Here is a 21,210-nt window from a genome sequence, read left to right as displayed (position 1 = left end):
AATTTAAGGAACTCTTCTATCACTCAACGGACGGATGTCCGCGCTCAGCCAGATATGCCCCGATCCGGGCGTCTTTATCCGCCCAGACATCATTTATCCATTGGTGAAAATGATCTTTGAAATCCGCATTCGTGAAATAATTGCCGATCAAGTCCGGCGTGACCCGCATTCGGCGGATGTCTACGACAATTTCCCGGGTACGGCCGCAAAAATAGGCCCAAAGCCCGGGAACGCCATCCGGATATACGATGGTGACATCCACTATCTGCTCCAGCACCTCGCCCATGGCATAGAGCACCAGGGCCGTGCCGCCCGCCCGGGGCGTTAGCAGATGCTTGTAGGGGGACTGCTGCTTTTGCTGCTTGGCCGCAGTAAACCGGGTGCCTTCAACAAAATTCATGATGGTGACCGGCTGGGTCTTAAACTTTTCACATGCCCGTCGCGTGGCCTCCAAATCCTGGCCCTTGAGGTGTGGATACTTTTCGACAAATTCTTTGGAGTATCTTTTCATGACCGGAAACTCCAGCGCCCAGAAGGCAATCCCCATCATGGGCAGCCAGAGAAGCTCCTTTTTGATAAAAAACTTATACGACGGCACTTTTCGAAAAAACACCCGGATCAGCACCAGTATGTCCACCCAGGTCTGGTGATTGGAAAGCAGCAGGCACCAGCGGTCTACCTTGACCGCTTCCAGTCCGCGGACATCGAATCGGGTGCGGGTCAAAAGCCGGTGGGTCGTGTTGGCGCAGAAAACCCAGCTTGTGCTTGCCAGGCCGTCCAAAATCCGGCTGCAGATATCTCGGAAGGGTTTTACCGGAATGATAAGCTTTAATATGGCCACAAAGAGCAGGACGATAAAGATAAGGGTCGTAAAAATAATATAGGAAAGTAGGGTCAGCACCCCGCGGATGTGTGCGAACATATTAATGTCGAGCCTCTCTGCCTGGCCCGAAAAAATCAGTTGGCTTCATTTAAAATAGCATATAATTTCTGGGACAGTTCAACAAGATTAAACGGTTTTTGGATAAACCCGCTGCATCCCTGCTGCATCAGCGATTCAGCCTGACCGTTTAAGCTGTAGCCGCTGGAGAGCAGAACCCTGACATCCGGCTTGATGGATTTCAGCCGGTCAAAGGTTTCACTGCCGTTCATCTCCGGCATGATCAGATCAAGAATCACCATATGGACGGCTTCCGGATCATTTTCCAGAATCTCTACCGCCTCGCTTCCCCGGCGGGCGATGAGCACATCATAGCCCAGGGTGCGGAGCATCTCCTCGCCTACCTCAATGATCATCTCCTCATCATCCACAAGTAAAATAGTGCCCGTGCCGGTGACGAGCTCCCGGCTGGCCGCAACCGTTGCCTCTGATTCGCGGACAGATGCCGGCAGATAAATATTAAAGGTCGCGCCCTTCCCCTTCACACTGTAAATGGTGATAAAGCCGCCATGGTTTTTAATAATGCTATAGGCGGAGGCAAGGCCCAGGCCGGTGCCCCGCCCTCTTTCCTTGGTGGTAAAAAAGGGCTCAAAAACCCGGCGCTGAATGGCCGGATCCATGCCCATGCCCGTATCTGTAATGGAGATTTTAATATAATTGCCGGGCTGCGCATCATAGGGTTGGGTGCGGCCGGCATCCAGAATCTCGTTTAAGGTTTTGAGATACAAATCCCCGCCATCTGGCATGGCATGGGCGGCATTGACAAAAATGTTCAAGAGCACCTGATCAATCTGCCGCGGGTTGACTTCCGCGGTCCATAAATCCCCGGCAAAATCCTCGTGGATGGTCAATTCCTTGCGGGTGCGGCCGAAGAGCTGGGCCTGGGCATGCACCAGCTCATTGATATCGGTGGGCGCGGCTTCAATCCGTTCCGATCTGGAAAAGTCGAGCAACTGCTGGGTCAATTCCGCCGCCCGGACGGTATAATCCTCAATCTCTTTTAAATGGCCGTAAGTCTTGCCGCCACCCTCCATCTGCATCATGATAAGGGAGAGCCGGCCCTGGATGCCCATCAGCAAATTGTTAAAATCATGGGCAATGCCGCCGGCCATGGTGCCGACGGATTCCATTTTCTGCGCCTGAGACATATGCCATTGATAGCGCTTGGCCTCGGTAATATCCCTGAAAATAATCAGGGCGCCGGCCGGATACCCCTTGTAGTCCATATACCGGGCCGCACTGATACTGACATCCAAAAACCGGCCATCCCGGGTTAAAACCTGGCTTTCCTCACCCCTCACCGGCACGCCCGCTTCAAGCAGCCTGCGGATAAATTCCTTAAACCAGTTTTTCTGGGGGTGGGGAATGTAGGGAATAGCCTTGTTTTTAAGCGCGCCCTGGGTCCAGCCGAAGAGCTGGGTGAATGCGAAATTGATGTATTGAACCGTTTGATCGGTATCCAGCAGAACAATGGCATCGGGCGAAGAATCCAGAAGGGACTGGTAAAGCTCTTCAGCCTGATGGGCCTCCTTATACAACTCCCGGTATCTCACCCGGCTTTTTCGTAGCGCCTCCTCATATTTCTTCCGGTCCGTCACATCCCGGCCCACGCCGCCGAATCCGGCCGGATGGCCGTTTTCGGCATATATCAGATAGGTGGACAGCTCCAGGTAGCGGTGCTCGCCGTTTTTGCGGATAATTTCATAATCGGTGATTTCAGCAGGTTTGCCGGTTTGATAGACTTGATTGAAGATCTGATACATGCGGGCAGCGGTTTCCGGGGTGGTGTATTCCCGGTTGTTCTTCCCCTTTAACTCCTCCCGGGAATAGCCGAATATCTCGCACACCGCGTCATTGAAAAACATCATGTCCCCGGCGAGATTGACCTCGAAATAGCCTTCCTCGGTGCTGTTCAAAAGCCGCTGGAACCGTTCCTCATTCTGCTGATAATGGTATAACTGACTTTCCAGCCGCCGGTTTTCTTCTTCGAGTTCCTTTATTTTCCGGGTCTGTGATGCGTTTGAATCCTGAGAAGGCATAGAATCGATTCCAGTTGACGCGCCGGCAACGGGTTATAGGTGTGAAGTTTCGTCACCTATATCGATTTATAAGCGATTTGTCAAGATTTCTAAGGAATTCTTCGTACTCGTACTCGTGCTCGTACTCATAATCGATTATTAATTTACCGAGTACGATTACGAGTACGAGAACCGTACCGCTCACGCGGGACTGAGTACGATCTTTTCCTTAAAAGCGGCTCATTTTAACAACACCAGGGCATCCGCCGCCATTGGGGAATCCTGTGCGATAATAATCGGGTTGATATCAATCTCCCGGATTTCCGGATGAATAAACGAAATCCGGCTGAGCCGGCTGATTAAAGTAGCCATGGCCGCCTTGTCCACCGCAGGCATGCCCCGGTAGGCATCCAGGAGCTTGGTGGTACGGATATCCGAGAGCATTTGTACGGCCTCTGCCTCGGTGATCGGCGCCACCCGGTAGACGATATCGGTCAATGCCTCGGTCAGCACACCGCCCACGCCAAAGGCCACGCATTGCCCGAATTGCGCATCATCGGCCACGCCCGCCAGAAACTCCCGCTCACCCTGAATCATCTCCCCGATAATCACGGGAACAGAATCCCCGGCCCGGTCTTGAATCGCCGTGTAAGCCCGGCGGGCGGCCTCAGGGGTTTCAATATTTAAAAAAACCAAGCCCTTTTCGGTTTTATGCAGGATTTCCGGATGATTGGCCTTTAGCACGAGGGGAAAGGAAAAATTTTTAAGTGCTTCGGCAAGCTCCTCAGGGCGGTTTACCACCCGCTCGGCTGGCACCGGAATGCCGTATGCGGCAAGCAGCTGCTTGGCGGCGAATTCATCCAGGGCATTCTGCTGATTATTAATGGCCTTTTTAATGATCTCGCTTGCGCTTTGAGCGGCTTCAGGCAGTTCGGGCCGGCTTTGGGCCGGCAGCTTCCGGATATCATGGTATGCCGCCATGGCCGCCATGGCCCGCGCGGCCTTTTCCGGGCCGTCAAATACCGGAATGCCGTTATCCTCAAAATCCCGGGTATACTGATCCTCCCGGTCAAAGAAAGAGGACAGTGTGATTGGAATACCGTTTTCAAATGGCCGCTTCACGGTCTCAGACAAGTCCTTCTGCATCTGTGCCACCATATCGGATAACGAAAGATCGGGCATCATCTGCGACACATTCGGATAAACCGCCTTCATAAACCCGGTGGACATGGCCCCGTGCATGATAAGACCATCCACTTCCCCGCTTTTCATAATCATATCAGCCAGCGTATCGGTCATCAGAGCGGCATCCATGGAAAAGGTGAGATCCACCGGATTGCCGCAGGGCGCATGGGAAGGCACCAGCGGCCGGATCTTATCCTGAAGGGCCTGACTGAAAGGCGGCACCTGGCATCCATACCGCTCGCAGGTATCGGCCATGGCTGAGCCCGGCCCGCCGGAGTTGGTCAAAATGGCAATCCGGTTACCCTGGATACGCGGCTGCTCAGCCAGAGCCATGCCCAGATTATAAAGCTCCTCAACGGTTGAAACCCGGATTACCCCGGCCTGCCGAAACAATCCCTCATACAGGTAATCCTTTCCCGCCAGGGCGCCGGTATGGCTCAGGCCCGCCCGGGCGCCGGCCTCAGATCCGCCCACATACTGGGCGATTACGGGTTTATGCGGCGTTATCCGTCCGGCCACCTCCAGAAAACGCGGCACATCGCGAATGGTTTCAATATACATGGATATGGCCCGGGTCTGATCGTCTTCCCCCAAATATTCGAGCACATCAATAATATTGACATCCGCCTCATTGCCCAGGCTAAACGCCTTGCTGTAATGGATGCCCCGCTTTTCAAGATAGGGAGTGGTCTGGGCCACATAGGTGCCGCTCTGGGATATAAATCCCAGTTTTCCGGGTTTTCCCTGCATGGGCATAAGCGTGGTATTTAGTGATGCCTCCCGGTTGATAAGCCCCATGCAGTTGGGCCCGATAAACCGGATGCCGTATTTGCGGGCCGCAGTCAGCAATTCTGCTTCCTGCCGGGCGCCTTCCGTACCGATTTCTTTGTATCCGGCGGTAATGATAATGGCATATTTCGTCCCGATCTCTCCGAAAGCTTCAAACAAGGGCAGAAGATGCTTTGCCGGGAGAACGAAAATGGCCAGATCCGGTGTTTCCGGCAGATCCCTGGGGGATTGATAGGCCTTATGGCCCAGGATGGTTTCCTCTGTGGGATGAATCGGGTAGAAATTTCCGGTAAATCCGTCGTTTAAAATGCTTAATGCATGCATGGTCCCCATCTTCATGGGGTTGTTGCTGGCCCCGAGAATTGCGATCGATTTCGGGGTCATGAGCGAATGAAGAAACGAAGCGCCTGTCATACCTGTTATCCTCCGTTGCGTGTAGAATTAATCAATAAAAGACAGATCCTATCAAGCATGTAAAAATCAGGCAATAAAAAAACGAGCGCTCGTTTTATTTTTTATTCACTCAAAATTTAATAAGGGCGACCACCGCCCCGGTCATGGCGGATTAATTGTACCGGGCCTTTCCTCCGGATGTCTTCAGCATCTCCAGATCCAGGGGAAGCGACTTGTCCGGATCCGGATAAAGCGAAAGCGCGCCATCCGGGCACTGCTCCACGCATAGATCGCAGCCTAAGCATTTGGATCGGTCATAGTCCCTGCTGCCGTTTACGAATTGAACCGCTCCGAAATGACAGACCGCTTCGCAGGTACCGCACCGGCTGCATAGGGCCGGGGCATGACTGACGGAGTAGCCGGATTCCGCAGGCATGGACAGGTTTTTGGCAATTTTGGATGCCGCTTCTGTGGCCTTCAGTAGAGCAATTTCACATAGGGATAATAGAATCGATAGTAAATATAGTGGTGAAGCGTTCGGTCCAGCCGCCAGCCGTGTTTTTTAAACAACCATTTGGTGGATGCTTTCACAAAATCGCCTCCGGCTTTCAAATCCGGTTCTGAAGTTGCAGGCGTTAGCAAGGGCGGTCGGCTTTTTGCCCGAACGGTCGGCGCGGTGGCCGACCCTGCGACGGGCGGGTTTTCCCCTTGCGTAGGGCAAGCCCTCCGCGCCTGCCTGAAAAACAGAACAAATTTAGCCCAAACTAAATTACACGGTGAATTTGTTCTGGCGAACGACCCCATAACCATGGGGTTGTTCGCATGTAAGGTCGGCACGGTGGCCGACCCTATGACTACAAAATGTCGGCATTGTCGCGTAGGGCGGGCCACCGTGCCCGCCTGAAAAATAGATAGAACAAATTTACCGTGAACCAAATTACCGGCCACTTGTCTATATTGTCCCGGGTATGGTATGTTTAACTTAATATAGATCTCATTATATATAAATGCCGACTGGATTACTCTGATAATAACGCCCTATGAATTGAAAGGAAATAACCCATTGAAGAAACCCGCATTATTAAAGCTCTTCGGTATGCTGCTGTTTTTCGCCCTTTTTATCCCAAATTCGGCAAATGCGGGCACCCCCCTGAGCGTTTACGTCAGCATACCCCCCCAGTCCCATTTTGTCAAAGCCATCGGCGGGGCGCATGTCAACATTTCGGTAATGGTAAGTCCCGGCGAAAGCCCGGCCAGTTATGAGCCCTCGCCCAGGCAGATGGTCAAACTGGCGCGCGCGGATATCTACTTTGCCATTGGGGTGCCCTTTGAAGCCGCCTGGCTTGATAAATTCGCCGACGCCAATCCGGACATGCGGATCATCCATACGGCCGACGGAATCGAAAAAAGGCCGATTCACCGGCACATGGGCCATCATAAAACCGGCTACAGCCATGAAGGCATCAAAGATCCCCACGTATGGCTTTCTCCGCCGCTTGTCATGCTGCAGGCCCGGCACATAATCACAGCCCTTGCATCCCTTGATCCGGGGAACACGGCGGATTATAAAAAAAACTATGCAGGTTTTATCAACCGGCTGGTTGAACTCGACACTCACCTGCTTAAAACATTTACGGGTATCAAACGCCCCCAGTTTATGGTATTCCATCCCTCATGGGGCTATTTTGCCGATGCCTACGGCCTGGAGCAGATCGCCATTGAAATTGAGGGCAAAGATCCGAAAGCAAAGGATGTGACCGCCCTGATCCAAACCGCCAGAAAAAATGATATTTCGATCATATTCGCCCAGCCCCAGTTCTCCGTCAAACAGGCTAAAATCATCGCCAGGGAAATCGGCGCAACCATTGTCCAGGCCGATCCTCTGGCTGAAAACTGGGAGCAGAATTTAAAGCAGGTTGCATCTGCCATCAAAGAAGAGTTAAAATAACCTGTCATGAACGAGCCGATCATTGAAGTCGAAAATATGAGTTTTTCCTACCGGGGACTAAATGTGCTTTCGGATGTCTCCTTTTCCGTGCGGAAAAAAGAGTTTCTGGCATTTATCGGCCCCAACGGCGGCGGCAAAACCACGCTGGTCAAACTTTTTCTGGGGCTTTTAAAGCCTGACACCGGAACCATCCGGATATACGGCACCCCCCCGGAAAAGGCCGCGCACCGCATCGGCTATGTCCCCCAGGATGTGGCCATCAACAAATCCTTTCCCATATCGGTCTTAGATGTTGTTTTAATGGGCCGGCTGAGATTCCGTGGCCGGGGGCGGCTTATCAAGGCGGACAAAGAAGCCGCCCGGAAGGTGCTCTCGGAAATGGAAATGCTTGGCTACCAGAACCGGCGCATTGATGATCTTTCCGGCGGGCAGCGCGAACGGGTGTTTATCGCCCGGGCCCTTGCCACAGACCCCGATATCCTGATTCTGGATGAGCCCACCGCCAGTTTGGACAATGCCGGCCGCAGCGAGCTCTACGCCATTCTCAAAGAAATTAATAAAAGCAAAACCATCCTGTTGGTCACCCACGACATGATGGTGCTCTCAAGCTATGTGTCATCCGTTGCCTGCGTGAACCAAAACGTGCATTATCATGATGATGCGGAAATCACCGAAGAGATGATACAAAACGGCTATCACTGCCCGGTGGAACTGATCGCGCACGGTATTCCCCACCGGATTTTAAAAACCCATAAGGACCAGCCATGATCGAGGCCCTTCAGTTTGAGTTCATGCGGAATGCGCTTTTCGCGGGTTTCTTTGCCAGCCTGATCTGCGGCGTGATCGGCACTTTCGTGGTGGTCAACCGGCTGGTGTTTTTGGGCGGGGGCATCGCCCATGCATCATACGGCGGCATTGGCGTGGCCTTTTTTTTTGGCATCCCCTATATTGTCGGCACCCTGGGATTCTCCCTGTTAGCGGCCATTGTGATGACCGCCGTGGTGCTAAAGGCCAAAAACCGTGCCGATACATTTATCGGGGTCCTATGGGCGGTGGGCATGGCCATCGGCATCATTCTGCTCGATCTCACCCCCGGCTACAATGTCAACCTCATGAGTTTTCTCTTCGGGAGCATCCTGGCTGTGCCGGGTTCCGATATCTGGTGGATGCTGGGGCTCAGCATTATCACGATTGCGGCCACGGGATATTTTTACCGGGACATGCTGGCCATCTCCTATGACGATGAATTCGCCTCCCTGCGCGGCGTACCGGTAAATCTCCTCTATTTTTTATTTATCGGATTGATTGCGGTCTCCATTGTCATTATCATCCGGGTAGTGGGCCTGATTCTGGTCATCGCCCTGTTGACCATCCCGCCGTTTATTGCGGAAAAATACGCAAGATCCCTTTTGATGATGATGGTGCTGGCCACGCTTTTTGCCATGATATTTAATTTAACCGGACTATGGCTGGCCTATACGTTTAATCTTACATCCGGGGCGACCATCATTCTGGTGGCCACGGCGGGTTTTTTCATCTCAATGGCGGTGGACTTTCTGCTGCCCGGAAAATTTTCAATCCGTCAGGACTGATGGCTTCGCAAAAAACGGCTTATGCAATTTTCCCATAAATTCAGCATATTTCTTCTGACGGCCGCTGTCCTTATGCTTTGCGGGTGCAGCCATTTTCATTGGCAAAACGAATCCGGCACCGGTCCGCTGGGCGCTGCCATTGATTTCTATCGCGGCCCGATGGATCATCTCAATGCGGTTCGCGCCGGCACGTGCCCCATGCATCCGGGGTGTTCCGAATACGCCCGCCAGGCGATTGATAAGCATGGGCCGGTTCTCGGCTGGATCATGGCCTGCGATCGGCTGCTGCGATGCGGGCGGGACGAGTTGAAAAAGTCCCCTCAAATCCGCCTTGATGGAAATCCGAAATGCTACGATCCGCTGGCCCGAAACGACTGGTGGTGGTCTGCGCCGGATTTTAAAGATGAGCTGACATCTTCCCGAAACTGGCAAATATCAATTGACTAAAGGAGGCACAATGGCTTCGATTGATGATGTTTATCAAGCAACGCATCCCATCCGGGTGGTGACGGCCACGGCCCTGTTTGACGGCCATGATGCCGCCATTAACATCATCCGCCGGATCTTGCAGGACTCCGGCGCGGAGGTGGTTCATCTGGGTCACAATCGCTCGGTTGCGGAAATCGTTGATGCCGCGCTGGCGGAAGATGTGCAGGGGATTGCGATCTCAAGCTATCAGGGCGGCCACATGGAGTTCTTCAAATACCTCTATGACAAGCTCCAGGAAAAGGGCGCCGGGCATATTCAAATTTTCGGCGGGGGCGGCGGGGTGATTGTGCCTGATGAAATCAAAGAGCTTGAATCCTATGGGATCGCCAAGATCTATTCCCCGGCGGACGGCTCGCAAATGGGCCTGCAGGGAATGATCAGCCATATGATGGCCCATATGGATTTTTCGCCGCTTGCAGCCGGGAGCCCGTCTGATCTCACCCAGCTTTCACCGCAAGATCCGCTTACCATCGCCCGCTTGATCACCATGGCGGAAATATCGGCACACGGCGGTGACTCGGAATTTGAAACCCTTAAAACCCGGCTGGCAGAAAATCTGCATAAGACGAACATCCCTGTGGTGGGAATTACCGGAACCGGCGGGGCCGGCAAATCATCGCTCACGGATGAGCTGATTGTAAGACTTCTCCATAATCACCCGGACATGAACATGGGTATTCTCTGCTGCGACCCCACACGCCGGAAAACCGGCGGCGCCCTTCTGGGCGACCGCATCCGGATGAATGCCATTGATACTCCGCGGGTTTACATGCGAAGCCTTGCGGTGCGGAGCTCAAATACGGAACTGCCCATTGTGCTGCCGGATGCCGTTGACATCCTCAAATCATCGGGCTTTGATTTAATTATTGTGGAAACTGCGGGCATCGGCCAGGGGGCGTCCAATATTTTCGACTTAACGGATGTGTCCATGTATGCCATGACCAGCGATTACGGGGCTGCCTCCCAGCTTGAAAAAATCGACATGCTCGATTACGCGGACATCATCATCGTCAATAAGTTCGATAAAGAGGGCAGCGAGGATGCGCTCCGGGATATCCGCAAACAGGTACAGCGGAACCGCAAAACGTTTAACATATCCCCCGAAGAAATGCCGGTATTCGGCACCATCGCCTCAAAATTCAATGATGACGGCGTGACCGCCATGTACCGGTTTCTGATCAAAACCATTGCGGATAAGACCGGTATTCAGTTTGCCGAAGCCATTCCTGAGGTAAAGGAACGCGTTTCCAGCACTAAAACCATCTTTGTCCCGCCGGAGCGAAACCGCTATCTTTCCGAAATCTCGGAGACCCTTCGCACCTACCATGCTCATACCCGGGACCAGGCGGATAAATTAAGAAAAGTCTGGCATTTAAAAGAAACCGCTGCCGCCATCGGCGGCGAAACGGCGCTTTCCGGAGATACGGATACGCTGATGGAAAAACTTAAACAGGCCATTGATTCAGCAGAAGCCGACGTTGATCCGGCCGCCCGGCAGTCCATGGCCGAATGGGCGGAAATCCGGGACACCTATACCCGGGATGAGCTGGTATATACCGTGCGGGACCGGGAAATCCGGCAGCCGCTTTACGTGGAATCCTTATCCCAGACCCGGGTGCCCAAAATCGCGCTTCCCGAATACCAGGATCCGGGCGAACTCTACACCTGGATGCGAAAAGAGAACATTCCCGGCCGGTTTCCCTTTACCGCGGGCGTTTTTCCCTTAAAACGAACCGATGAGGATCCCACGCGCATGTTTGCCGGCGAAGGCGATCCGGCCCGGACCAACCGGCGCTTTAAGCTCCTCTCCAGCGACTCCCCGGCCAACCGGCTCTCCACCGCATTTGACTCGGTTACCCTGTATGGATTTGACCCGGATACCCGGCCGGATATCTACGGCAAGGTGGGCACCTCCGGGGTGAGCATCTGTAACCTGGATGATGTTAAAATCCTGTACGGCGGCTTTGACCTGGCCGCCCCCAACACCTCGGTTTCCATGACCATTAACGGCCCGGCGCCCATGATGCTCGCCATGTTCTTTAATACCGCTATTGACCAGCAGATTGACAGGTTCCGGGAGGAAAACGGGCGCGCGCCTAGTGCGGACGAAACAGCGGAGATTCGGGCGGATGCGCTCTCACAGGTGCGGGGTACCGTCCAGGCCGATATATTAAAAGAGGACCAGGGCCAAAACACCTGTCTGTTTTCGGTGGATTTCGCCTTAAAAATGATGGGCGATATCCAGCAGTTTTTTATCGACAATGATGTCCGGAATTTCTATTCCGTATCCGTTTCCGGCTACCATATTGCCGAAGCCGGCGCCAACCCCATCTCCCAGCTCGCATTTACCCTGGCCAACGGATTTACCTATGTTGAATACTATCTCTCCCGCGGCATGCCGATTGACAGCTTTGCCCCAAACCTCTCCTACTTCTTTTCAAGCGGCATGGACCCGGAGTACAGCGTCATCGGCCGCGTGGCCCGCCGGATCTGGGCCGTTGCCATGCGGGAGCTGTACGGCGGCGACGAGCGCTCCCAGCGGCTAAAATACCATATTCAAACCTCGGGCCGGTCGCTGCACAGCTATGAAATCCAGTTCAACGACATCCGAACGACCCTGCAGGCGCTTTATGCCGTTTACGACAACTGCAACAGCCTGCATACCAATGCCTATGACGAGGCGGTCACCACCCCGTCCGAAGAATCCGTGCGCCGGTCCCTGGCCATCCAAATGATCCTGAACCAGGAATTCGGCATGACCAAAAACGAGAACATGAACCAGGGCAGCTTTATCATCGAAACACTTACGGATCTGGTGGAGGAAGCGGTTTTGGCTGAATTTGACCGGATCACCGCCCGGGGCGGGGTTCGCGGGGCCATGGAGCGGGCCTACCAGCGCAGCAAAATACAGGAAGAATCGATTTATTATGAGCAGCTAAAGCATACCGGTAAGCTGCCCATCATCGGGGTAAACACCTTTCTAAATCCCAATGTGGACCAGAGCGAATCAATCGCCAACCTGGAGCTGGCCCGGGCCACAGAGGGCGAAAAGCAGTCCCAGCTGAAGCGGCGCAATGACTTTATTGAGCGAAACAAGGAAAAAGCCCCGGAAGCCCTGCGCCGGCTCAAGGAGACCGCCTTGGCGGACGGCAACATCTTTGCCGAGATGATGCATACCGTCCGCTGCTGCACCCTGGGCCAGATCACCCAGGCGCTTTTCGAGGTGGGCGGCAAATACCGGCGGAATATGTAGCTTCACGGGTTTTAGGTTTTGGGTATTAGGGGTAAAACTCAAGGTTTCAGTGTTCAGTGTTCAGTACGCATCAGTAGGGCGGATAAGCGGCAGCGCATCCGCCAAATGCCTTGCTGCCTTATTGCATTTCAACGCAAAATCCACCTAAAGCTCATAAAGGGTTTCATCCTTTTGGGGCGGCAGCTGCTTTTTCAGGTTTTTGATGCCTTTTTTACCCGGCATGATAAACGGCTCCTCGCTTTCAAGGCTATCCCCCATCTCGGCCTCCACCTGCTCGGGATCCTCGCCGGCTTCCATGCGGCTTAGCGCCTCCTGCATGCCCGGGCCGAGCTCCACACCGGTCATATCCGTAAATTTCCGCATGAGGTTGGCCGCCTGCCGGGGGTCGTCCTCATTAACATTTTCTGCCTCCCGGGCCATCCATTCCATGGCCTTCTCCATCTTGGATTCATCCATGGGGAAATCTTCATCCCCGCCCTCTTCCGCCCGGCCGGTTACGGCGAAAAGGGATATCAGACGGGTTAATTCGGTTTTCCGGCATTTCGGACAAGTCGGGACTTTGGTGGTATTGATGGTTTTTGAATAAAAATTAAAGATCGTGTGGCAATCCTTGCAGTAAAATTCATAAATGGGCATCGCTTTTGGCTCCTATACGATATCAGTTAACAAATGCCTAAGTTCAGGAAATGATAAACGCCCGGCACATGGCCGGGCTATTTTTATATCATATACTTACCAAAGCTGAAACGACGAATTCATGCGGCCTTGCGACCCCAAACCGCAAAGACCGGGTCCGACTGCGGCATATCCGCGTAGTACTTATCGGTTTCCGGCCGGTCCCAGCCCCGCGTGGAGAAGGTTTTGAGATCCGCAAACTGACCGGACTGGTGAAAGTATTCAAGCACCAGCCCCATGCGCTCGAACTCGTGAAGCTCAATCCACAGCTTTATCGCCTTGGGCGGAAACCACCGGTTGGAAAACGTGTGCATCAGGATGCCGTCAGGCTTAAGGACCCTGGCGATCTCATCAAATACCGCCTTCGGCTGCGTCATGTATTCCACTGATACCGTACAGATGACGCGGTCAAACGCGGCATCATCAAACGGAAGCTTCGGCATCTCGTTTAAGTCATGAACCACATGCTCGGTAAGCTGCGGATTCTCTTGCAGTTCCGCCGCATTCATACCCAGGCCGACAAGCGTATGGGGTGTCACAGCATCCGGCACATGCGAGCGCCAGCTGCTCATCAAATCAAGCACCTGCATCTCCGGCGTGAGGATCTGGCCATAGAGCCCGGAAATAATCTCAATCGCCCGCTCATCAATATGATTCACGAGGCGGGGTTTTTCGTAAAACCGCGCATCATTGGTTTCATCCCCCCGGACTAGCCCATCCGGCGTCAGAAACTCGGTGGGTTTGCCATTGTACCGGGCCTGCATGCCCGGCCCTTCCGTAACCGTCTCCAGCATCTCCTTGCACTGACCGCCGCGATCAAACGGCTTTTTGTAAATATCATGCACCACCGCGGTTACCTCAATTTCGCGTTCCGCCAGGGGATGATTCAAATCCACATCCAGTTCTTCCGGACCAACCCCCACGCACCTGACCGGCTGCACGTTCTGAGGAAATACATTATACAGGTCCCTCAATACGCCTTTGGGATAAAACCGGCCGTATTTGGGCTCTGCCAGCTCATCATTAAACTGACCGCGCTTTAAGTGATGCCGATGCCGGGGATTATAACCGGATAGAGCATCACCCGGGGCAAACCGGAAAGTTTTCCGATCCCCGGGGGCCGTGCCCATGAGCTCTCCATATACGGCTTCAGGCAGGACATCCCGCCAAAAGTTTACCATGTGAAGGGAAGTATCCGTATGTTTGGCCTCATTGCTTTGCCATTTCACCTGAAATTCAATATCTGCCAACGTGTCTTTATCAATCCGGTTCATCGCTCACCTCTTAGTGAAGGGTTAATTTTTATTTAAGCGTCTGTCTCAGATTAAAATAATACATTGTGGCAGGGCGTCAATCTTATAGATTGCGATAATAGAGGTGTTGTTATCCTTGAAACGGCCGATTCAATCGACCGGATTCATACCCTTCCAGGTCCAGGGCCACATACTGAAAGCCGATCCGGCGCATTTGCTTTACAATTTTCGAGCGGACATCAGGGGTGGAAAGCCTTTCAATATCATCCGGCGGCACTTCGATTTTGGCCAAATCGTCGTGGTATCTCACGCGGGATTCGCAAAATCCGGCATCAGCCAGGGTTTTTTCAGCCCTTTCAATCAGCGAAAGCGCCGCCTGGGTAATTTCCACCCCATAGGGCACCCGTGTCGCCAGGCATCCGGAAGCGGGTTTGTCCCATGCAGCAAGCCCCGCTTTTTTTGAGAGTTCGCGGATATCGGATTTGCTTAGCCCGGCCTCTGCCAGGGGGGCTAAAACGCCCATTTCCCGGGCCGCCTTTAAACCCGGCCGGAAATCATTTTGATCGTCCAGATTGGCCCCATGGGCGAGATACGGAATCCCCATCTTTTCCGCCTCCTTAAAAAAAGCGGCGAGCATCTGCTTTTTGCAGACGTAACACCGATCTTTGGCGTTTCTGGTAAATTCAGAAGAACTGAATGGATCGGTAGGGATTAAAACCTGCCGAATACCATTGGCCCGGCAAAATTCTTCGGCGGCGGCGGTCTCCTTTGCGGGATGGATCGGCGAGACGGCAGTGGCCGCAATAACCTCATCACCCAATACATGCCAGGCGGCATAAAGCAGATAGGTGCTGTCCACACCACCTGAAAAGGCGACCATCAGCGAAGTTAATTTCTCCAGGGTTTTTAAAAGCAGTTTCTCTTTTTCCAGAACATGATGCGCTATCAATGGGCAACCACCCTTTCTGCCGGCGAAGAATAGTTAAAATTTAAAATAAAATTAATAAGTTGTTTCCTTTGCGGCATAAAAACTGTTTACAAAGACCCCCTCATTTTATATATAGAAGTACTTGCAACCGAGTTTAATCCGCTTTTCGCGAAAACACACATATCAAATCTCTGATGATTGTAAAAGAGGGGGTTATGGGAAAAAAAAGCCTGACCAAATCAACGTCAAAGAAAAAAAGCACCAAAAAAAAGACTACAGCCAAAAGCACTTCTAAAAAATCCGTTTCCGAAAACGCAAAAACCCAGAAAAACACATCTCAAAAATCCGGCGGCAAGAAAAAACCGACCCTAAAATCGCTCAGAAAAAAGGATTTCGGGGCTTGGGCGCCGGATACCATGTATCAGCCGGAACCGCAAACGCCGAACTTCTCCGCCCCGCCGGCGGTTGAGGCCGGGGACAAAGAAATGGCTGAAAAGTTAAAGACCCTGCTTGCCAAACAGTTTGCACTGTCTGAAAAGAAAAAAGCCGCGCCCAAGAAAACCCAAAAGAAAAAGGCGGCAGCCGGCACGGCCAAGAAAAAAGCCGCGCCGAAAAAATCCCAGAAAAAGAAAATCTCAACAGCGGAGCTGCTCCAAAAACAGTTTGATGCATGGACGCCGAAAAAACCGTTTAAGCCGGATGCGGCTGAAACCGGCCAACTCTCCGCCCCGCCGTTTACCGACGCGGTTGATGCGGAAAAATTAAAAGAACTGCTCTTCCGGGAGTTTGACCTCTCCAAAGTAACGCCCAAGCCCCCGCCCGAGCCCGAAAAACCCGCGCCCGCAGAGGCGGCGGCGGAACCCGAAAAGCCGGCCGAAGCAGAAGCCCCAGAGGCGGCGGCTGAAGCTGCTCAACCAACGAAGGCCGCAGAACCCGAAAAACCCGAAGCACCTGCGGCTGAAGAACCTATGGAAGCGGCTCCAGCTGAAGAAACGCAACCGGCTGCCGAGACCGAAAAACCGCAGGAAAGAGCCGAGCCTGAAAAAGAAAAAGCGCCTGAGGCCGCCGCCGAACCTGAAGAAAAACCGGCTCCGGAGGCGCCCAAGGCAGCAGAGAAAAAGCCGGCTGAAAAGGCCAAGCCCCAAAAACCGGAAGACTCCCCATTGGCGAAGCCCCCCGGCAAGCCGGCAACACCGCCGCCCGGCGGGGGCGGCGGCGAAGAACCGCCCGGTCCGCCCCCGCCTTCCGGTCCCCAGCACGGGGATGAACCCATTGGCAGGGGGCTAAAGATTTTGATTATTGGCATTGCTGCGCTTTTTGCCTGTATCATCCTGGCCAGCGCCCTGAATTCCAGCAAATACTATATCAAAGCCGGCAAAGAAGGCACAGAAATCTGGAAGGGCGACTTCTCCCCGAGGGGAAAGGAAAAAGTGTTCGCCCTGAAAGAGATTGAACCGCCGGAAGATATCAGCGGCGCGGTTTCAAAACAGACCGCCTACGAACTGCCGTTTAACTATTATATGACAGAGGCGGAAAAACTTTCCGAAAAACAGGGCACACCCGATTTTGCGGCGATCCGGGAACAGCTGAAAAAAGCTAAAAAATATGCCATTACCCGGAAACAGATCCAGCGGGTGGAAAAACGCATTCAGGGGATAAATAGGGCCATGTCCGGTTCCAAAGAAGGAGATAAAGCATCTCAAAAGCCGCTACCCCCGCCTGAAAGCCCGGCAAAAGAAAAGAAATCCGACATAGAGAAGCCCGCACCCGAAAAGAAAGAAAAAAAAGCGGAAACCCCGGAAAAGCCAAAAACCAAATCAGAAACACCATCAGAAGAAGAACATCTCATGTAAAAACAAGCTCACTGCACGTCCAAAGCGGTGGAGAGAACATCTCTTTCCACCGCTTTTTCCTGAATCCTCATGTAAAGAGCGCCAACCTCCTGATCATATTCTATTTTCATGATTATCTCGCCTATTGTTTTTAATGAAAGACGTCAATACAAATGGCACAACACTTCCCGGCCACCAAAGCGCCGCCGTTCCGGCGGTGTCTCCTGGCAGACGGGCATGGCGTCCGGGCAGCGGGGATGAAACCGGCAGCCCGCCGGCGGATTGGCGGCGGAGGGTGCCTCTCCTTTGACTTCGGCAGTTTCTAAGCGCCTCTCCTCCCCCGGCACCGGCACCGCGGCCAGCAGCATCCGGGTATACGGATGCAGGGGCTTATGGATGATATCCGCGGTGCTTCCTTTTTCAAAAATCTGGCCCAGGTACATGACTGCCACGCGATCAGCGATATTGCTGACAACGCTTAAATCATGGGAGATAAACAAGTAAGAGAGCTGATACCGCTCCTGAAGCGATATAAGGAGATTTATCACCTGGGCCTGAATGGAAACATCCAGGGCGCTCACCGCCTCATCACAGATAATGAAATCTGGCCGCAGGGAAATGGCCCGGGCGATATTGATCCGCTGGCGCTGGCCGCCGGAGAATTCATGGGGATAGCGGTGGATGGAATCTTCTGATAGCCCGACCTCTTTTACCAGGCGCAGGGCATCCGCTGTTTTGGATACCTCAAGCCGCTTAAAGTTTACAAGCCCTTCGGTCACAATATCCATGACGCTCATGCGGGGGTTTAACGAGGACAGCGGATCCTGAAAGATGACCTGTATTTTCCGGCGCAGCCGGTTCATCTGTTTGCGGCGGAGCCTGTGCAAGGCCTGGTCTTTAAAAAAAATCTCACCGGCAGTCACGGGTTCAAGGCCCAAGAGGGTTCGCCCAAGCGTGGTTTTCCCGCATCCGGATTCGCCCACCAGTCCCAGGGTCTCACCCGGAAATAAATCCAGGGACACCCCGTCCACCGCCCGGATATAATTCTGCTCCCTGGAAAACATCCCGCGTTTAATGGGAAACCAGGTTTTTAGATTGTTGACCGTAAGCAAGGGCCGGGTATCTGCCATCTTTTTAATGTTCCGTTTGATCTAACTCGTTAGTAATTTTTTACCTCGCAGAGACGCGAAGCCCGCAAAGAGGCTTTATCAGGATGTCTTGGCGCTCTCTGCGGCTTTGCGAGAGATTTATCATTATAGGATTAAGATTAAGAGTAAGATTAAGATTAAGACGCAAAATCATTGGATTACCCTACTCTGCCTTATCCAATAAAAAGCAGGCGGCTTTCTGGCCGCTGCCGCATTCATAAAGGGGCGGTGTCTCCTGCCGGCACCGCTCAAATGCATAGGGGCAGCGGGCCTGGAAATGACAGCCTTTGGGAAAATCAAAGGGCGACGGCACCTGCCCGGGAATCGCTTTTAACCGCTGTCGGCCCGTGGATAGGCGGGGAATGGCCTCGAGCAGTCCGATAGTATACGGATGCGCGGGAGACTGAAAAATCGCCTCCCGGCTGCCGGTTTCCACGATCCGGGCCGCATACATGACAAGCACCCGCTCGCACATTTCCCAGACCACGCCCATATCATGGGTTATCAAGAGAAGCGAAGTCAAATTATGCTTCATCCGCTGCAAAAGATCAAAGATCTGGGCCTGGGTGGTCACATCAAGGGCGGTGGTAGGTTCATCCGCAATGATCAGGGCGGGTTCCAGCATCAAGGCCATGGCGATCATGACCCGCTGCTGCATGCCGCCGGAGAGCTGATAGGGATAGCTGAACATGCGCTCCTTTGAATCCGGAATCCCCACTTTCCGGAGCCATTCTTCAGAAAACCGCCAGGCTTCCTTTTTTGACATCTGCCGATGCAGCCGCACGGCCTCCACCAGCTGCCGGCCGATGCGGTGCAGCGGGGACAAGGCGGACAGAGGCTCCTGAAAAATCATGCTGATGTCATTGCCCCTGATATCCCTGAGATTATCGGGTCTCATGCGCATCAGGTCCTGCCCGTTAAATAAAACCTCCCCGCTTTCAATACTGCCCGGCGGGCTCGGGATCAGCCGGGTGAGGCTTAGCGCGGTCACCGATTTGCCGCATCCAGACTCGCCCACCAGGCCCACGCTCTCGCCCCGGCCGATATCAAACCAGACATCCTCGGCTGCGGTAAACCGTCCGTCATCCGTATTAAAGCTCACTGCCAGATTTTTGACGGACAGCAGCAGTTCTCTGTCTTTTTTTACCTCGCTCGTCATCTCCTCTTATTCCAGCCGCGTGTATTGTTTGGGGTCATAGGCATTGCGGATGCCTTCGCCCACAAAAACCCCTAACAGCATGACAATGAACAGGGCCAGGGATGGATACAGAATCAGCCACCACGCCCATCGGTACTGCTGGGCCTGAAACAAAAGCTCACCCCAGCTGGGCGTTGGCGGCGGAAGGCCGAAGCCCAGGTAATCCAGGGCGGCCAGCGCGCCGATGGCCCCGACTAAAGAAAACGGGAAAAAGGTAATCACCGGCACCAGGGCATTGGGCATGATATGCTTGAAAATAATTTTATAAGACGGGCCCCCCATGCATTTGGCCGCTTCAACAAAGGGCCGTTTGCGAAGATTTAAAAACTCCGCGCGCACATAATAGGAGATTCCCACCCAGTTAAACAACCCGTAGCATATCAATAGCAGCATGAAACTCCGGCCGTAGATGGAGCCCATCAGAATCATGACATACAGAAACGGGATGGCACTCCAGATTTCAATCAGCCGCTGGGCGGTGATATCCAAACGGCCGCCGTAATAGCCCTGCACAGAGCCGGCAAAAATACCCAGCATCATGGTGGAGCCCACCAGCATCAGTCCAAAGGTAAGCGATATCCGGAGCCCATAGAGAATCCGCGCCAGCACATCCCGGCCGGCGCTGTCAATGCCCATGGGATGGCCTTCCACAGGGGGATAGGGAAACTGCACCGACTCCTTCTCAAATGATGCGCTATACTGGCACTTATCAATGGATAGCTGATAGTTATCCACCGGCCCCTCCAGCCGCTTCTCTATCATGCTGCGCAGCAAGGCTTTATCGCCCTCTGAAATCTGCTGCCAGATATCCGGCTCCGGCGGGAGGCGCTCCAGCGACGGATTAAAACGAATCGTCCGGGTCTGCCGGCTTCCCGTTACAATTTCCTGAAACATCAGGCGAATGGTGTCGGGCGGCTCCGGACGCGGCCTATATGTCGGCAGCACCACTTTGACCGGGCCCGAAGGCGCCAGGATTTCATAACTCTGATAAGCAGCGGATTTATTTTCAAACCGCTTCTCTATCGCCGCCTTTAAATCTTTGGGAAAAGAAAAATAGCGGTCGAGCCGGATATCTTCCCCGGACTTGTCTTCGGGGCCAAGGAAAAAATCAAAATTACGGGCGCGCAAAATGGAATAATTCTTATATAAATCCACGCTGCCGACCCGGGGCTCCGGTTTAAGGACCAGCTTGACATTCTCCGATAGGGATATACTCGCAGGATCGATATCCTCTAAAGGACCAAAGGGGATGGGCGGAAATATCATGAAATTGTCCGGTTCCTCGGTAAAGGTACGCATCTGACAAATTTTCTTGTAATCCGGCCGGGTTTGCCGGCCGCTGCCGGTGAACACATCCTCGGAATAAAACTGGAACACCGGAAAAAATGACTGTCCGTTAAACCGCACATACAGGGGCACCCCATTGCAAATCAGCTCGGAGAAAAGGCTTAAACCATAAAGCAGCAGAAGAATCCACAGGGACACATAGGCACGCTTCATGGACTTAAAGCGCAGGTAGCGCTTTTTTGCCATGGGATTTTGAAACAGCTTGGCGATCATAGGGATTGT

At 53.3% G+C, this 21,210-nt stretch carries 16 protein-coding genes; 6 read left to right on the top strand and 10 right to left on the bottom strand.

Going from position 1 to position 21,210, the window contains the following annotated elements; translation table 11 throughout:
• Positions 1 to 19 precede the first annotated feature (19 nt).
• The 4 genes from U5L07_19410 to U5L07_19395 form a co-directional block, all read right to left on the bottom strand.
• A complete protein-coding gene (locus U5L07_19410; GenBank protein ID MDZ7833915.1) occupies positions 20 to 922 on the bottom strand; it encodes an acyltransferase in 903 nt (300 codons plus the stop codon).
• Positions 923 to 957: 35 nt separating this feature from the next.
• Positions 958 to 2,979, bottom strand: a complete 2,022-nt coding sequence (locus U5L07_19405) for a PAS domain S-box protein (GenBank protein MDZ7833914.1) — start codon at positions 2,977 to 2,979, stop codon at positions 958 to 960.
• A 219-nt stretch (positions 2,980 to 3,198) separates the two neighbouring features.
• On the bottom strand, positions 3,199 to 5,346 hold the full coding sequence (locus U5L07_19400) for an acetate--CoA ligase family protein (protein ID MDZ7833913.1): 2,148 nt from the start codon (positions 5,344 to 5,346) through the stop codon (positions 3,199 to 3,201).
• A 151-nt stretch (positions 5,347 to 5,497) separates the two neighbouring features.
• Positions 5,498 to 5,761 carry a 4Fe-4S binding protein gene (locus U5L07_19395; protein ID MDZ7833912.1) on the bottom strand — a complete coding sequence of 88 codons (264 nt, stop codon included), beginning with the start codon at positions 5,759 to 5,761 and terminating at the stop codon, positions 5,498 to 5,500.
• A gap of 627 nt (positions 5,762 to 6,388) precedes the next feature.
• Here U5L07_19395 and U5L07_19390 point away from each other — a divergent pair.
• Genes U5L07_19390 through icmF form a run of 5 tightly spaced genes read left to right on the top strand, consistent with a single transcriptional unit; the run spans position 6,389 to position 12,607 of the window.
• Complete coding sequence (locus U5L07_19390) at positions 6,389 to 7,273, top strand: zinc ABC transporter substrate-binding protein (GenBank protein MDZ7833911.1); 885 nt, start codon at positions 6,389 to 6,391, stop codon at positions 7,271 to 7,273.
• A gap of 6 nt (positions 7,274 to 7,279) precedes the next feature.
• Complete coding sequence (locus U5L07_19385; GenBank protein ID MDZ7833910.1) at positions 7,280 to 8,041, top strand: metal ABC transporter ATP-binding protein; 762 nt, start codon at positions 7,280 to 7,282, stop codon at positions 8,039 to 8,041.
• On the top strand, positions 8,038 to 8,865 hold the full coding sequence (locus tag U5L07_19380; GenBank protein MDZ7833909.1) for a metal ABC transporter permease: 828 nt from the start codon (positions 8,038 to 8,040) through the stop codon (positions 8,863 to 8,865). The genes U5L07_19385 and U5L07_19380 overlap by 4 nt, the downstream gene beginning before the upstream one ends.
• A gap of 21 nt (positions 8,866 to 8,886) precedes the next feature.
• A complete protein-coding gene (yidD, locus tag U5L07_19375) occupies positions 8,887 to 9,312 on the top strand; it encodes a membrane protein insertion efficiency factor YidD (GenBank protein MDZ7833908.1) in 426 nt (141 codons plus the stop codon).
• Between the two features lie 10 nt (positions 9,313 to 9,322).
• Complete coding sequence (icmF, locus tag U5L07_19370) at positions 9,323 to 12,607, top strand: fused isobutyryl-CoA mutase/GTPase IcmF (protein ID MDZ7833907.1); 3,285 nt, start codon at positions 9,323 to 9,325, stop codon at positions 12,605 to 12,607.
• A 144-nt stretch (positions 12,608 to 12,751) separates the two neighbouring features.
• Here the strand turns inward: icmF and U5L07_19365 are convergent, their stop codons facing one another.
• The 3 genes from U5L07_19365 to larE form a co-directional block, all read right to left on the bottom strand.
• Entirely contained in the window at positions 12,752 to 13,243 is a 492-nt protein-coding gene (locus tag U5L07_19365; GenBank protein ID MDZ7833906.1) for a zinc ribbon domain-containing protein, read from the bottom strand.
• A gap of 119 nt (positions 13,244 to 13,362) precedes the next feature.
• Positions 13,363 to 14,556, bottom strand: coding sequence for a methyltransferase domain-containing protein (locus U5L07_19360; GenBank protein ID MDZ7833905.1), 1,194 nt, complete (start codon positions 14,554 to 14,556; stop codon positions 13,363 to 13,365).
• Positions 14,557 to 14,665: 109 nt separating this feature from the next.
• Positions 14,666 to 15,484 carry an ATP-dependent sacrificial sulfur transferase LarE gene (larE, locus tag U5L07_19355; GenBank protein MDZ7833904.1) on the bottom strand — a complete coding sequence of 273 codons (819 nt, stop codon included), beginning with the start codon at positions 15,482 to 15,484 and terminating at the stop codon, positions 14,666 to 14,668.
• 194 nt (positions 15,485 to 15,678) lie between these two features.
• On the opposite strand from larE, the gene U5L07_19350 reads away from it, so the two are divergent.
• Positions 15,679 to 17,316: a hypothetical protein gene (locus U5L07_19350; GenBank protein ID MDZ7833903.1), complete on the top strand. Its 1,638-nt coding sequence runs from the start codon at positions 15,679 to 15,681 to the stop codon at positions 17,314 to 17,316.
• 143 nt (positions 17,317 to 17,459) lie between these two features.
• On the opposite strand, the gene U5L07_19345 is transcribed toward U5L07_19350, so the two are convergent.
• The 3 genes from U5L07_19345 to U5L07_19335 form a co-directional block, all read right to left on the bottom strand.
• Positions 17,460 to 18,425, bottom strand: coding sequence for an ABC transporter ATP-binding protein (locus tag U5L07_19345; GenBank protein ID MDZ7833902.1), 966 nt, complete (start codon positions 18,423 to 18,425; stop codon positions 17,460 to 17,462).
• A gap of 181 nt (positions 18,426 to 18,606) precedes the next feature.
• A complete protein-coding gene (locus U5L07_19340; GenBank protein MDZ7833901.1) occupies positions 18,607 to 19,602 on the bottom strand; it encodes an ABC transporter ATP-binding protein in 996 nt (331 codons plus the stop codon).
• Between the two features lie 6 nt (positions 19,603 to 19,608).
• Complete coding sequence (locus U5L07_19335) at positions 19,609 to 21,201, bottom strand: ABC transporter permease (GenBank protein MDZ7833900.1); 1,593 nt, start codon at positions 21,199 to 21,201, stop codon at positions 19,609 to 19,611.
• Between the last annotated feature and the right edge of the window lie 9 nt (positions 21,202 to 21,210).

The organism is Desulfobacterales bacterium (assembly GCA_034520365.1).
Taxonomy (GTDB): domain Bacteria; phylum Desulfobacterota; class Desulfobacteria; order Desulfobacterales; family Desulfosalsimonadaceae; genus M55B175.
The sequence above is the reverse complement of the archived record's forward strand: the minus strand, read 5'-3'. Positions and strand labels throughout refer to the sequence as shown.